10 protein-coding genes are annotated in these 13983 nt (G+C 73.9%); 4 read left to right on the top strand and 6 right to left on the bottom strand.

All coding sequences use genetic code 11. The features are described from left to right. Positions 1-8 precede the first annotated feature (8 nt). From ligA to ACIQPQ_RS24915, 3 genes are all read left to right on the top strand, one after another. Complete coding sequence (gene ligA, locus ACIQPQ_RS24925; protein ID WP_401307378.1) at positions 9-1358, top strand: protocatechuate 4,5-dioxygenase subunit alpha; 1350 nt, start codon at positions 9-11, stop codon at positions 1356-1358. Position 1359: 1 nt separating this feature from the next. Next, entirely contained in the window at positions 1360-2322 is a 963-nt protein-coding gene (locus ACIQPQ_RS24920) for a Gfo/Idh/MocA family oxidoreductase (protein WP_401307375.1), read from the top strand. Between the two features lie 382 nt (positions 2323-2704). Beyond that, on the top strand, positions 2705-4153 hold the full coding sequence (locus ACIQPQ_RS24915) for a flavin monoamine oxidase family protein (protein ID WP_401307373.1): 1449 nt from the start codon (positions 2705-2707) through the stop codon (positions 4151-4153). Between the two features lie 57 nt (positions 4154-4210). Here ACIQPQ_RS24915 and ACIQPQ_RS24910 read toward each other — a convergent pair whose 3' ends face one another. Beyond that, positions 4211-6178: a chorismate-binding protein gene (locus ACIQPQ_RS24910; protein WP_401307370.1), complete on the bottom strand. Its 1968-nt coding sequence runs from the start codon at positions 6176-6178 to the stop codon at positions 4211-4213. A 168-nt stretch (positions 6179-6346) separates the two neighbouring features. Here ACIQPQ_RS24910 and ACIQPQ_RS24905 point away from each other — a divergent pair, with 168 nt between their 5' ends. Then, positions 6347-7531: an FAD-dependent monooxygenase gene (locus ACIQPQ_RS24905; protein WP_401307367.1), complete on the top strand. Its 1185-nt coding sequence runs from the start codon at positions 6347-6349 to the stop codon at positions 7529-7531. Positions 7532-7599: 68 nt separating this feature from the next. On the opposite strand, the gene ACIQPQ_RS24900 is transcribed toward ACIQPQ_RS24905, so the two are convergent. From ACIQPQ_RS24900 to ACIQPQ_RS24880, 5 genes are all read right to left on the bottom strand, one after another. Continuing rightward, on the bottom strand, positions 7600-7800 hold the full coding sequence (locus ACIQPQ_RS24900) for a 4-oxalocrotonate tautomerase family protein (RefSeq protein WP_401307363.1): 201 nt from the start codon (positions 7798-7800) through the stop codon (positions 7600-7602). 35 nt (positions 7801-7835) lie between these two features. Next, positions 7836-10166 (bottom strand): ATP-binding cassette domain-containing protein, encoded by a 2331-nt coding sequence (locus ACIQPQ_RS24895; RefSeq protein WP_401307360.1) that lies wholly within the window; start codon positions 10164-10166, stop codon positions 7836-7838. A gap of 63 nt (positions 10167-10229) precedes the next feature. After that, positions 10230-12023, bottom strand: coding sequence for a gamma-glutamyltransferase family protein (locus tag ACIQPQ_RS24890; protein ID WP_401307357.1), 1794 nt, complete (start codon positions 12021-12023; stop codon positions 10230-10232). Between the two features lie 62 nt (positions 12024-12085). Beyond that, the gene (locus ACIQPQ_RS24885; protein WP_401307355.1) at positions 12086-12949 is read right to left on the bottom strand and encodes a PhzF family phenazine biosynthesis protein; all 864 of its coding nucleotides are present in this window, start codon (positions 12947-12949) and stop codon (positions 12086-12088) included. Next, complete coding sequence (locus ACIQPQ_RS24880; protein WP_401307354.1) at positions 12946-13917, bottom strand: LLM class flavin-dependent oxidoreductase; 972 nt, start codon at positions 13915-13917, stop codon at positions 12946-12948. The genes ACIQPQ_RS24885 and ACIQPQ_RS24880 overlap by 4 nt, the downstream gene beginning before the upstream one ends. Between the last annotated feature and the right edge of the window lie 66 nt (positions 13918-13983).

Below are 13983 nucleotides of genomic sequence, written 5' to 3'. Positions count from 1 at the left end.
CACCCACCATGTCCGTGGACAAGTCCTACCAACTGGTGCCGGGGACGACGATCTTCGACGCCGACCAGTCCGCCAAGGGCTACCACCTCAACCAGTTCTGCATGTCGCTCATGACGGCGGAGAACCGCGCCCTCTACCTCGCCGACGAGCGGGCCTACCTCGACGCGTGGCCGCTGCGCGAGGAGCAGAAGCGGGCGCTGCTGGACCGCGACCTCAACGCGGCGATGCGCGAGGGCGGCAACATCTACTTCCTCGCCAAGTGGGGTGCCACGCTGGGGTTCTCGTTCCAGCAGATGGCGGGCTCCATGACCGGGATGACCGAGGAGGAGTACCGGGCGATGATGGCGGGCGGCGGCCGCTCCGTCGAGGGCAACCGCATCGACCACGCCGTCCTCGACGCCGCCTACGCCGACCCGACGCCCCCGGCCGAGCACGCCACGGTCACCGGCGCCGTCTTCACCTCCCACGTCCCGGCCATCGGCGCCGCCATGGACCACGGCAAGACCGAGGAGCCGTACTGGAAGCCGCTGTTCGAGGGCTACGCGTACTCCCGGGCCTGGCTGCGGGAGAACCTCCCCGACGTGATCTTCCTGGTCTACAACGACCACGCCACCAGCTTCGACCTCTCCCTCATCCCCACCTTCGTCCTCGGCACCGGCGCCGCCTACCCCACCGCCGACGAGGGCTACGGCCCCCGCCCGGTGCCCGGCATCGAGAGCGATCCCGACCTGGCCGCGCACATCGCGCACTCCCTCATCCGCGACGACTTCGACCTGACCCTCGTCAACGAGATGAGCGTCGACCACGGCCTCACCGTCCCGCTCTCCCTGATGTTCGGGGAGGTCGACGCCTGGCCGTGCAAGGTGATCCCGTTCCATGTCAACGTCGTCCAGTACCCCGTGCCGTCGGGCGCCCGCTGCTTCCGCCTCGGCCGGGCCCTGCGCAAGGCCATCGAGTCCTACGACAGGCCGCTCAAGGTGCAGGTCTGGGGCACCGGCGGCATGAGCCACCAGCTCCAGGGGCCCCGCGCGGGCCTCATCAACCGGGAGTGGGACAACGCCTTCCTCGACCGCCTCATCGACGACCCGGTCGGCCTGTCGGAGGTCCCGCACCTGGAGTACGTGGAGGAGGCGGGCTCGGAGGGCATCGAACTCGTCATGTGGCTGATCGCCCGCGGCGCGCTCAGCGACGTGCCCTACGAGGACGCCGCCGCCGCGTCCGCCTCCGACGGCGCCGAGGACGGCCGGGTCGAGGTCCGGCACCGCTTCTACCACGTCCCGGCCTCCAACACGGCCGTGGGCCACCTGATCCTGGACAACCATCCGCGGGCGCAGGAGCCCGCCGAAGGAGCGCACTGACATGACCGACGACCGGACCCTGCGGATCGCCCTGGCCGGGGGCGGCGCCTTCGGCGCGAAGCACGCCGCGGCACTCAGGCGGATCGAGGGCGTCGAGGTGGCCGCCGTGGTGAGCGCCCACCTGGACGAAGCCCGGAAGTTCGCCGCCGAGCACGGTGTCGGCCGCGGTGTCGGCTCCCTCGACGAAGTGCTGGCCGACGACTCCATCGACGCCGTCGTCCTCGCCACCCCGACCCCGCTGCACGCCGAGCAGACCCTCGCCTGCCTCGACGCGGGCAAGCACGTCCAGACCGAGATCCCCGTCGCGATGTCGCTGGCCGACGCTGAGGCGTGCCTCGCGGCGCAGCGGCGCACCGGGCTGGTCGCCATGGTGGGGCACACGCGGCGCTTCAACCCCAGCCACCAGTGGATCAACCGGCGGGTGCGCGCGGGGGAGTTCAGCATCCAGCAGATGGACGTGCAGACGTACTTCCTCCGCCGCTCGAACCTCAACGCGCTGGGTCAGCCGCGTTCCTGGACCGACCACCTGCTGTGGCACCACGCGGCGCACACCGTCGACCTGTTCGCCCACCAGACCGGTTCGCCGATCGTCCGCGCCCACGCCCTCCAGGGCCCGCCCCACCCCGAACTCGGCATCGCCATGGACCTGTCCGTCCAGCTCCAGGCCGAGAACGGCGCCCTGTGCACCCTGTCGCTGTCCTTCAACAACGACGGCCCGCTCGGCACGTTCTTCCGCTACATCGGCGACACCGGCACCTACCTCGCCCGTTACGACGACCTCGTGACCGGCAAGGACGAGCCGATCGACGTCAGCGGCGTCGACGTCTCCCTGGACGGCATCGAACTCCAGGACCGCGAGTTCGTCGCAGCCATCCGAGACCACCGCGAACCCGAAGCCTCCCTCTCCCGCGTCATGCCCTGCTACCGCACCCTGGCAGCCCTGGAAACCCAACTGACCTCCTGAATCCACGCCACCCCCGCTGACCCCGGGACCGCCGCAGGCGTCCCCAGGGGCGCGGGGAACGGCGCGCCCAGCCACAACACACCCGCACGTGCGCACCGGGACCGCCGCAGGCGTCCCAAGGGGCGCGGGGAACTGCGCGCCCAGCCACGACGCACCCGCACCCCGCACCCGCACCCCGCAGCAGCACCCCGCACCCCCGGTACACCGCTGAGCGCCGCACGGCACCCGCAAACCTGCCCCGGCCGAAACATGGCCCCGAAGGCAGGTGGTAGACGAGCAATGAGCGCTCCGGGCAAGGGTGTTCGGCCATCGACCCGATGGCCGCCCCCGCACCCGCCCCCGCCGCGCCGTCGAGCCACCGGACACGGAAACGGAGCACGCCATGCGGGAAGCCACCCAGACGGAAGTACGCCGTGCCTTCGACAGCGGACTGCCGGGGCTGCGGCCCCCGCGGTCCGTCATCGTCGTCGGCGCCGGCCTCGCGGGACTGGCCGTCGCCCACGAACTCGCCGCGCGGGACTGCGAGGTGACCGTCCTGGAGGCCTCCGGCCGGCCGGGCGGGCGCGCCTACACGTTGAGGGAGCCGTTCGCCGACGGCCTGCACGCCGAGGCCGGCGCGATGACGCTCACGCCGCACTGCCACTACGCGATGCACTACCTGCGCGAACTCGGCGTGGAGACGGACACCGCCGACCTCTTCGGCACCACGTTCTCCTATTTCGCGCGGGGCCGTTTCTTCACCCCCGACCCGGAGTCGGTCGCGGAGGCCGGACTGGATCTGCACCCGCACGAGAAGGACCTCGGCGTCGGCGGCATGATCGAACGCTACGTCTCGGCGGTCGCCGACAGCCTCCAGCCCGATCTGAGCGCCCGCGACTGGGCGGTCACCCAGCGCCTCGCCCCGTACGACCATCTCTCCGTGCACGAGGTCCTCACCGACCGGGGCGCCTCCCAGGCGGCCATCGACCTGATGGAGCCTCTGTTCCTGGAGATGCGCGGCGGTGACCTGAAGGCGGCGTCGGCGCTGTCCTGGCTGCGGCACGAGGCGAGCCCGCACTCGCTGGGCCACGCCGACCCGCGCTGGGCGAAGGTGCGGGGCGGCACGGACCGTTTCCCGCAGGCGTTCGCCGAGCGCCTGAAGAGCCGTATCCACTACCGGCGTCCGGTGGTCCGCGTCGAGCAGGACGCGGAGCGGGCCCGGGTCACGTTCCTCGCCCACGGCCGCCTGGAGACCGTGGAGGCCGAACGCGTCGTCGTCACCGTCCCGTTCAGCACGATCCGGCACATCGACTTCACCGACGCGGGCTTGACCGACGCCAAGCACGACGTGATGCGCCGGGTGAAGTACGCGTCGATCGTCCGCGTCTACCTCCAGATGCGCCGCCAGTTCTGGCCGCAGCACAACGCCAGCTTCTCCACCGACCTGCCCATCCGCTGGATACGTGACGCCACGCCTCAACTCCCGGGCCCGCGCAAGATACTGGAGTGTCTGATGACGGGGTGGCGGGCCCGCGCGGTGTCGGTGATGACCGAGGGGGAGCGCCTGGACTTCGTCCTGAACGAGGTCGAGCGGATGCTGCCGGGCGCCCGCGAGCACTTCGAGACGGGCACCTCGGTCTGCTGGGACCAACGCCCGTACGCGGAGGGCGCGTACATCCTTCCCGAGCGCGGCCACAGCGCGCTGATGCCGGTGATCCGCAGGCCGGAGGGGCGGGTCCACTTCGCCGGGGACCACGCCGGGTTCGAGCCCAACGGCGGTTCGATGACCTTCGCCCTGGAGTCCGCGGCCCGCACTCTCGTGGAACTCGGCGCGGCGGCCGACGCCTCCTGAACCCGCGGGAGACGAGGCCGCGGGCGACGGGGCCGGGGCGGCGGTCCGGTGGACGGGTCAGTCCAGCAGGCGTCGCAGCACCCCGGCCCCGTCGGTCGTCAGCACCGACTCGGGCCGGAACTGCACGCCCCGCACGGCCCGTTCACCCTTTTCGTCGAGGGTGACCAGTTCCCGCCCTTCCGGGCCGGTCACGATCGCGTAGGTGTTACGGAACGCGGCCGTGACCGGCGTGCCGAAGGCCTCGACCCGCCGTGCCAGCCCGGTGCCGCCGGGCCGGGGCACTACGCGGGCGTCCGGCAGGGCGGCCAGGGCCAGCAGTTGGAAGCCGAGGCCGACCCCGGCCACCGGGGGTCCGCCGGGCGACCGGTCCCGCACCAGGGACGCGGCCGTCCGCCGCAGCAACGCCAACCGCGCGCATCCGGGGTCGTCGGGGCGGCCCGGCCCGGACGCAAGCAGCACGGGCCCCGGATGCCAGAGCAGGGTCTCGGCGGCACCGGGGGCGTCGTGACGGACCACCTCGGCGGGCCCGTGCACGGCCCTCACCAGGTGCAGCAGGGCGGTGAGTCCGGCGAGCGGGTCGCCGCCCGGGTCGAGCACCAGCACCGGGGCGGCGTCCGCGGGCGGGGCGGTGGCGCCGTCCGTCCAGAACGCCGACAGCGCCGCGTGCCGCCGGGCCAGCGCGTCCCGTACGGCCGGGTCCACGTCCGGTGCGGCGGGGGTGGGAGGCGGGCCCGCCTGCTCCGTGGCGGGCGGGTCGGTCGTGAGGGCGGTCAGCAGGGCCCGTGCCTTGGTGCGGGTCTCGGCCGCCTCCGCCTCCGGCGTCGACCGGCCGCCCACGGTCGCCCCCACCGACAGCCGGGCCCGGCCCCGGTGGTCGACGACGAGGGTGCGGATCGCCGCCGCCGAGTCCAGCTCCTCCCCGCCCGCCGCGTCCCGGCCGAGCAGCGCGAGGAGACCGCCGTAGTAGCCGCGCCCCGTCGTCTCGTACCGGTGGATCGCCCGGCAGGCGTCGGCGTACGGGCTGCCCACGGCCGTCGAGGCGAACAGCGTCCGCGCGAGGGTCTCGCGGGCCCCGGCCGCCGCGGGCCCGCTGATCCGGCACTGGGTGTGCAGCAGATGCGCCATCCCGCGCAGGAACGGCCCCTCGACCCGCACCCCTCGACCGGCCAGCCCGCACAGCACCGCGACCTCCGCGTCCACGGTGGTCGCCAGCTCCTCGGACTCCTTGCGGTCGGCGAGGAAGGCGAGCAGGCCCCCGGTGTCCGGTCCCTCGGGCGGGCGCCGGTACGTGCCGCACAGCGGGTTCATCACCACCCGGCCCTTCTCGACGCCCACATGCCCCTGCGGGGTCGCGCCCACCAGGGTGACCGGCCGGGCGCCCCCGGTGTGCACGACGAAGGTCCAGTACGCGCCCGACTCGGCGGTCAGCAGCCGCCGGAACAGATCCACCGCCACCGCGGGCCCGAACTCCGGCAGGCGGGCCGTCCAGTCGCGGCGCAGCAGCACGTTCAAACCGCCGCGGGCCTCCTCCGACGCGACGAACTCCCGTACCAGGTCGCCGTATTCGGCGTCACTCGTCGTGAACCCGGCGTCCTGCCACCGCACCGGCCGTCCCCCGTGAGCGGGCCGCCCGGTGAACACCTCCACCGGCAGCACGTGATGCTCCCGCACCCGCAGCACCCGCACCGGCGTGCCGTCGTCGTGGCACACCAGACCGTGCCCGGCCAGATGCCGGAAGGGCAGCAGGGCCAGCAGCCGCGGCCCCGGACCGGCCCCGCACGCACCGGCCCCACCCGCCGCGCCGACACGCTCCGCACCGTCCGTACCCTCCGTGCCCACCACGTCGTCCGGACCCGCCAGTTCCGTCAGTTCCGCCGCCCGCGCCGCCTCCTTCACCTCCCCGAACAGCAGCTCCACCGGCGCGGGCCCGAGTGTGCCGGGGCGCTGCCGGCGCAGCAGCGCGAAGGGCGGCACGTCCGCCCCGTACAGCCGCTCCAGCACGTCCGTGTCCGTCGTCGGCGTCATCGGCCGCTCCCTCCCCGTCGGCCGCGCGGCGGCGGACCGCCCGAGGCGATTGGTTTCCCCACGGATAATAATTTCGGCCTCACGGGCAATAAGTAGCCCGTCGGAGGGGCCCGTTGCCGTCCCCCGCGCGCGCCACCCCGTCACTCGACCGAGTCCCCGTGAGGTGTCATGCGAATCGCGATCATCGGAGCCGGACCCGGCGGCCTCTACACGGCCGCGCTCGTCAAACGGCTGCGCCCCGCAAGCGAGATCGACGTCTGGGAGGTGAACGCCCCCGACGACACCTTCGGCTTCGGCGTGGTCTTCTCCGAGGGAGCCCTCGGCGGCATCGAGGCCGCCGACCCCCCGCTGTTCGCCGCGCTCGGCGCCGAGTGCGCCCACTGGTCGAGGATCGACGTCCACCACCGGGGCCGCACCACCCGCAACGGCGGCTACCGCTTCTCGGCGATCGGCCGCCGCGCCCTGCTGGGCATGCTGCGCGCCCGCTGCGCCGACCTCGGCGTCACCGTCCGCCACGGCACCCGCGCCCCCGAGGCGGACGTGCTGGCCGCGACGTACGACCTGGTGGTGGCGGCCGACGGTGTCAACTCCGCGACCCGCGAGGCCCGTCGGGAGGAGTTCGGCACCGAGACCACCCGGCGCGGCTCCCGCTATCTCTGGCTCGGCACCGAACGGGCCTTCACCGCGCTGACGTTCGCCGTGGCCGAGACCGGGCACGGCACGCTGCACGCGCACGCCTACCCCTACGCGCCCGGCCTCAGCACCTTCATCGCCGAGGTCGACGACCGGGTGTGGGAGGCGGCCGGATTCACCGAGGGCGACGCCGGTGAGCCCGACGCCTCCGGCCGCAGCGACACGGACCGCCTCGCGGAACTCTTCGCCGACGTCCTGGACGGCCACGACCTGCGCGTCAACCGGTCGCGCTGGGGCCGCTTCGTCTCCGTCCGCAACCGGCGCTGGAGCCACGGCCGGACCGTCCTCCTCGGCGACAGCGCGCACACCACGCACTTCTCCGTCGGCTCGGGCACCCGGCTCGCCATGGAGGACGGTCTCGCGCTCGCCCTCGCCCTGGACGCACACGGGTCGGTGCCCGAGGCGCTCGCCGCCTACGAGGCCGAACGCCTGCCGGAGGTCGCCGCCATGCAGCGCACCGCCCGCACCAGCCAGGAGTGGTTCGAGGAACTGGACCAGTACACCGACCTCGAACCGGAGGCGTTCAACGCCCACCTGATCACCCGCAGCGGCCGGCTCACCCGCGACGACCTCGCGTCCTGGTCCCCGGACCGCGTCGAGCGGGTCCGGGAGCGCTTCGCGCGCGCCGACCACGGCACGCGCGGAGCCGCCGTCCGCTGAACCGGCGGCCCCGCACGTGCGAGCCGCCCCGGAGAGTCCGGGGCGGCTCGCGGCGGTGCGGGGACGGGTCACGAGGGGGAGGCGCGCCGCTCGGCCATCGACCGGCCGCCCACGAACCAGCGGTCCGGCGGCGCCTCCTCCACGATCACCCGGACGGACTCCGCCGGGGTGCCGAGGGTCTCGTGCGCGGCGGCCGTGAGCGCCTCGCCGAGCGCGGCCACCTCCTGCGGCGACCGGCCCTCCAGCAGGGTGACGCGGATCAGGGGCATCTCCGTACTCCTTCCGGTGCGGTGCGGGGAGCGGGTCAGGACGAGGGCTTCTCGCGGGCGGCCCGCAGATCGGCCGCGAGGCTGCGCCCCGTGTGCGAGTCCTTCGAGCGGGCCAGGTCGGCGGGGGTGCCCTCGAACACCACCCGGCCGCCCTGGCTGCCCGCCTCGGGGCCGAGGTCGACGACCCAGTCGGCGTGCTTGACGACGTCCAGGTCGTGCTCGATCACGAGCACCGTGTTGCCGCCGTCCACGAGCCGGTCGAAGAGGTCCAGCAACCGGCGCGTGTCGCTCATGTGCAGTCCGGTCGTCGGCTCGTCGAAGACGTAGACGCTGCCCGTCTCCTTCAACCGGTGCGCCAGCTTGAGGCGTTGCCGCTCGCCGCCGGAGAGCGTGGACAGCGGCTGGCCCAGGGTGAGGTAGCCGAGCCCGACCTCGGTGAGGAGGGCCAGCTTGCGGCGGACGGGCGCGTCGTCGAAGAAGTCCGACGCCTCCTCGGCGGTCATCGCGAGGACGTCGACGACCGTCCGGCCGCGCACGGTGTGGCGCAGCGCCTCCTCGTTGAACCGGCGCCCGTCGCAGCGTTCGCACACCGTGGTGACCGGGTCCATGAAGGCGAGGTCGGTCTCGATGACGCCCTTGCCGCCGCAGTCGGGGCAGGCGCCCTCGGAGTTGAAGCTGAACAGCCCCGGCTTCTCGCCGGAGGCGCGCGCGAACCGCTGCCGCAGACTGTCCATGATGTCGGTGTACGTCGCCGGGTTGGAGCGCGCGGAGATCCCCACCGACGACTGGTCGATGACCACGGCCTCCGGGTACTGCGCGGTGAACACCTTCGACACGAGCGTGCTCTTGCCGGACCCGGCGACACCGGTCACCGCGGTGAGCACCCCCGTGGGGAAGCCGACCGTCACGTCCCGCAGGTTGTGCAGCTCCGCCGCCCGCACGGTCAGCTCGCCGGTGGGGGAGCGGACCTCCTCCTTCAGCCCGGTCACGCTCCGCAACTGCTTCCCGGTGACCGTGCGGGAGCGGCGCAGCCCCGCCGGGGTGCCCTCGAACGTCACCTCGCCGCCGTCGCGTCCGGCGCCCGGACCCATGTCGACGACGTGGTCGGCGATCGCGATGACGTCCCGGTCGTGCTCCACGACCAGCACCGTGTTCCCCTTGTCCCGCAGCGCCAGCAGGATCTCGTTCATCCGGCTCACGTCCCGCGGGTGCAGCCCGACACTCGGTTCGTCGAAGATGTACGTGAGCCCGGTCAGGCTGCTGCCCAGGTGGCGCACCATCTTCAGCCGCTGCGCCTCGCCGCCGGACAGGGTCCTGGTCTGCCGTCCGAGGCTGAGATAGCCGAGCCCGACCGCCCGGATGCGCTCCAGCGCGGCCCGCGCGCCCGCCACCACCGGCTTCACGGCGGGCGTGTCGATCCGGGCCAGCCGTTCGATGAGGTCGGTGATCTCCATCGCGGAGAAGTCCGCGATGTTGTCGCCGTCGATGCGGGAGGCGAGGGCGGCCTCGGTGAGCCGTCCGCCGTGGCAGACGGCGCAGGGGCCCTGCGTCACCACCCGCTCGATCTCCGCGCGCTCCTTGCTCTTCGCGTTGTCCAGGCCGGGGGTGATGTAGCGGCGGGTGAAGCGCTCGACGACGCCCTCGTACTCGTTCTTGTAGACGCCGTTGCGGCCCGCCCGGTCGACGGTGAACCCCTTGCCGTGCAGCAGCAGTTCGCGGTCCTTCTCGGTGAAGTCGCGTAACGGCCGGTCGGGGTCGAAGAGCCCGGACTCGCCGTAGAGCTGCCACTGGAAGGTGCCGACCGCGAACGACGGGAAGCGGATGGCGCCCTCGTTGAGGCTCTTGTCCTCGTCGAGGAGCTTGTCGAGGCGCAGGGTGACCGTCGTGCCGAGGCCCTGGCACTCCTGGCACATGCCGCGCGGGTCGTTGGGCGAGTACATGTGCGAGGGGCCCGCGCTCGGGGTGCCCGCCCGCGAGAACAGCACCCGCAGCATGGGCAGGATCTCGGTCATCGTGCCGACCGTGGAACGGGCGTTGCCGCCGACCTGTCGCTGGTCGACGACGATCGCCGTGGAGAGGTTCTCCATCACCTCCGCGTCGGGCCGTTCGTACTTCGGCATCCGGTGGCGGACGAAGGCCGGCAGGGTCTCGTTGAGCTGCCGCTGCGACTCGATCGCCAGGGTGTCGAAGACCACCGACGACTTCCCCGACCCGGAGACCCCGGTGAAGACGGTCAGCTTCCCCTTGGGGATGCGCAGGTCGACACCCTTGAGGTTGTTCTGCCGGGCCTCGCCCAGCACGATGTAGCCGTCGGAGCGTCCGCCGTGTCCGCTGTGTCCGGAGGGGTTCTTCCGGTGAGCCGCCATGTCAGCACCTTCCGCGAGAAGACGGGTGGTTTCCCTCGGGAAACCATTCCATGTCCTCCTCTCCTACCCCGCGACCGCGTACGCCTGCGCGCCGCGCGGGCTCGCCGCGCCGACGACCAGTCCGTCCCCGGTCAGCCCGGTGGCGCACACCTTGCTGAGCGAGTGGTCCGCCACCAGCTCCACCTCGTGGCCCCGCCGCCGCAGCGCCTCCACCTCCGCCGCGGGCCAGCCGCCCTCCATGACGACCGTCCCCGGCCGGAACCGGCGGGGCGCGAAGGAGGTGGGCACGTGGTCGGTGTGGAAGGTGCGCGCCTCGATCGCCGCCTGCGGGCCCATCCCGTGCTCCGTGTGGTGCAGGAGGAAGCTCAGCGTCCACTGGTCCTGCTGGTCGCCGCCCGGCGTCCCGAACGCCAGGTACGGCTGTCCGTCCCGCAGGACCAGGGTCGGGCTGAGCGTGGTCCGCGGGCGCTTGCCGGGCGCCACCGTGTTGGGGTGACCCGGGGTGAGGGTCGCCATCTGCCCCCGGGTACCCAGCGGGAAGCCCAGTCCCGGCACCACCGGGGAACTCTTCAGCCAGCCGCCGCTCGGGGTGGCCACCACCATGTTGCCCGCGGCGTCGGTGGCGGTGACGCAGCAGGTGTCGCCGGTCGCCGCCGTCAGCTTCATGATCGCCGGGATGCCCTGCTCCAGCTCGCCCAGCCAGGCCGGGTCGGCGGGTGCGCCGCTGTCGTCGTGCAGCGGCGGCAGCAGCGGCTCGCGCCCGCCGGGACGGCCGGGCCGCAGTTCGTGCGAGGCGAACGCGCCGAGGAGTGCCCGCCGCGCCGCGGTGTACGCCGGGTCCAGCAGGGCGTCCACGGGGACGTCGGCGTGGTCCGGGTCGCCGTACCAGGCCTCACGGTCGGCGAAGGCGAGCTTGGCGGCCTCGACCACCGTGTGGACGTACGCGGCGCTCTCCGGGCCGGTCGCGGCGAGGTCGGCGTCGGCGAGCAGGGCGAGCTGCTGGAGGAAGACGGGGCCCTGCGACCAGGGGCCCGCCTTGTGCACGGTGAGCCCGCGGTGGTCGAGGCTCAGCGGCCGCTCCAGGCCGGGCCGCCAGGCGGCGAGGTCGGCGCCGGTCAGCAGGCCCCTGTTGCGCCGCCCCGTCGAGTCCATCTCCTCGGCCTTGGCGAGGTACGTGTCGATCGCCTCCGCGACGAAGCCGGTGTAGAACGCCTCCGTCGCCGCGTCGATCTGCCCCTCGCGGTCCCGGCCGGACGCCTTCGCCTCGGCCACCAGCCGCCGGTACGTACGGGCCAGGTCCGGGTTGGTGACCCGCTCCCCGGCGCGCGGGGCGACGCCGCCGCGCAGGTAGGTGCGGCCCGACTCCGTCCAGGTGTCGCGGAACAGCTCGGTGAGCGCGCCGATCATGGCGGCGCACTTGGGCAGCACCGGGTAGCCGTGTTCCGCGTAGCCGATCGCCGGTTCCAGCACGGTCTCCAGGGGCAGCGTGCCGTACTCCTTGAGCAGGCGGAGCCAGGCGCCGAAGGCGCCGGGGACGACCGCGGGCAGCAGGCCGGAGCCGGGAATCACGGCGAGGCCGCGCCCGGTGAAGGCGTCCGGCGTCGCCGCCGCGGGCATCGGCCCCTGCCCGCAGACGACGTCGACCGCGCCGGTCCCGGAGCGGTGGGCGAGGATCGGGACGTCGCCGCCCGGCCCGTTGAGATGCGGTTCCACCACCTGGACGACGAAGGCGGCGGCGGTCGCGGCGTCGAAGGCGTTGCCGCCCTTGTCCAGCATGGACATGCCCGCCGTGGAGGCCAGCCAGTGGGTGGAGGCGACGGCACCGCGGGTGCCGTGCAGTTCCGGTCGGAAGAGCACCTGGGGAGATCCTTTCTGGTCGTACGGCCACACGGTCCGTACCGCGTGGGGGAGCGGGCGGCTCAGGGCCGTCCGGGGGGTGTCATGCGGCCGGAGGCGGTGGCGGTGACCCGGCCGTGGACCGTCGCGGCGGCGGCCCGGCCCCCGGTGAGGTCGACGGTGCAGGACAGGGTGGCCGGGCGGCCCAGGCCCTCGCCCTGGCGGACCTGGTAGGCGTGGCGGCCGTCGGTGCCGGGCAGCGCCTTCTCCTCGGCGAGCCAGGCGCCGAGGCCCAGCGCGGCGGAGGCGCAGGCGGGGTCCTCGGGCATGCCGTAGCCGGGCGCGAACACCCGGACGCGGGCGGTCCGGCTCGCGGTGTCCCAGGCGACGAGGACCGCGTCCGCGCAGTCCGCCCAGACCGGGTCGGCCAGGTCGGCCGCGGCGCGGTCGAGGGCCCCGGCGGCCACCGGCAGGACGTGGAAGGCGGGACCGAAGCCCGTCAGCCGCGGGGTGCCCGCCAGGTCGGCGTCCGTGAGGCCGCACGCCGCGAGCAGCGCAGCGGGGTCCCACTCCGGCCGCAGCAGCGGCTCGCCCGCGACGGACAGGGTGGAACCGGCCGCCCCGGCGGTCACGGCCAGCTGCCGCCCGCCGCACTCCTGCACCGCCTCCCCGGCCGCCAGCCGCCCGGCCCGCACCAGCGCGCTCGCCGTGCCCACCGCGCTGTGCCCGCCGTACGGCGACTCCCCGTCCGGGGTCATCACCCGCACCCCGTACGTGGACCCCGGCAGGGTCGGCGGCACCACGAACGCCGTCTCCGTCAGCGCGGTCTCGCGGGCGACGGCCAGCATGTCCGCCGTGGAGAGCCCGGCCGCGTCGGGGACCACCCCGAGGGCGCAGCCGCCGTACGGGGTGTCCGTGAACATGTCGACGATCTCGTACGCGATCAACGTCCCTCTCCTTCGCCGCCGGGAGCGCCGTCCGGCCGGGGTGCCGCGGCCGGGGGCACGGGACCGGCCTGCGGCGCGGCCTCCCGGCCGGGGAGGAGCACCTCCTCGGCGACGGCCTCCAGCACCCGCGGGTCGCCCTCGTAGGGGAACGACGCGCGCGGCCAGTGCACGACCAGGTCGGTGACGCCCAGCTCGCCGAAGCGGCCCACCGCGTCCCGGTAGGACTCGACGGAGTCGAGGACCCCGCCGACCAGGGCGCCGGTCAGCAGCAGCCGGTCCAGGGTGGCCGGGTCGCGGCCGGCCGCCTCGCACGCGGCGTCCAGCGCGTCCAGCTGCCGGGCGATGTCGGGCAGCGCCTTCTCGTAGGGCAGCGCGTCGAAACGGCCCGGAGGCCCGGCGGTCACCCAGGTGTCGGCCCGGCGTGCCGCCAGCCGCATCCCGCGCGGCCCGGTCGCGGCGACGGCGAACGGCACCCGCGGGCGGGTCAGGCAGCCGGGGTTCACCGGCACGTCGTCGAAGGCGTAGTGCTCCCCCGCGTACGAGGCGCTCCGCTCCGTCAGCAGCACGTCGAGCGCCTCGACGAACTCGGCGAACCGGTCGGCGCGTTCACGCGGGGTCCGCTCGGCGGGGTCCACCACCCGGTCGTCCAGGCCGCCCGCCCCCGCGCCCAGTCCGCAGACGAACCGGCCGCCGGCGACGTCCTCCAGCGACATCACCTCCTTGGCCAGCGTCACCGGATGGCGGTAGGTGGGCGTGGCGACCATCGTGCCCAGCGTGATCCGGGAGGTGACGGCCGCGGCGGCGGCCAGGGTCGGGACGCAGGCGAACCAGGGCTCGTCCCGCAGCCACCGCCACATCAACTGGTCGTAGGTCCAGGCGTGGTCGAAGCCCAGGCGCTCGGCCAGCACCCACTGGTGGCGCGCCGTCGACCAGCGCCGTTCGGGCAGGATCACCACTCCGTGCCGCACGCGTACTCCTCCTTCGTCCCGTCCTCGTCACGTCGTGCGCGGCGTCCCGTGTCGCGTCGGACGCCG

This window comes from Streptomyces sp. NPDC091281, from assembly GCF_044757425.1.
Lineage (GTDB): Bacteria > Actinomycetota > Actinomycetes > Streptomycetales > Streptomycetaceae > Streptomyces.
This window is presented reverse-complemented; position numbering and strand designations above follow the sequence as displayed.

What these genes read in the sequence shown, in the direction of transcription:
- ligA (WP_401307378.1), top strand. Translation starts at nt 9, where the DNA reads ATGTCCGTGGACAAGTCCTACCAACTGGTGCCGGGGACGACGATCTTC.
- ACIQPQ_RS24920 (WP_401307375.1), top strand. Translation starts at nt 1,360, where the DNA reads ATGACCGACGACCGGACCCTGCGGATCGCCCTGGCCGGGGGCGGCGCC.
- ACIQPQ_RS24915 (WP_401307373.1), top strand. Translation starts at nt 2,705, where the DNA reads ATGCGGGAAGCCACCCAGACGGAAGTACGCCGTGCCTTCGACAGCGGA.
- ACIQPQ_RS24910 (WP_401307370.1), bottom strand. Translation starts at nt 6,178, where the DNA reads ATGACGCCGACGACGGACACGGACGTGCTGGAGCGGCTGTACGGGGCG.
- ACIQPQ_RS24905 (WP_401307367.1), top strand. Translation starts at nt 6,347, where the DNA reads ATGCGAATCGCGATCATCGGAGCCGGACCCGGCGGCCTCTACACGGCC.
- ACIQPQ_RS24900 (WP_401307363.1), bottom strand. Translation starts at nt 7,800, where the DNA reads ATGCCCCTGATCCGCGTCACCCTGCTGGAGGGCCGGTCGCCGCAGGAG.
- ACIQPQ_RS24895 (WP_401307360.1), bottom strand. Translation starts at nt 10,166, where the DNA reads ATGGCGGCTCACCGGAAGAACCCCTCCGGACACAGCGGACACGGCGGA.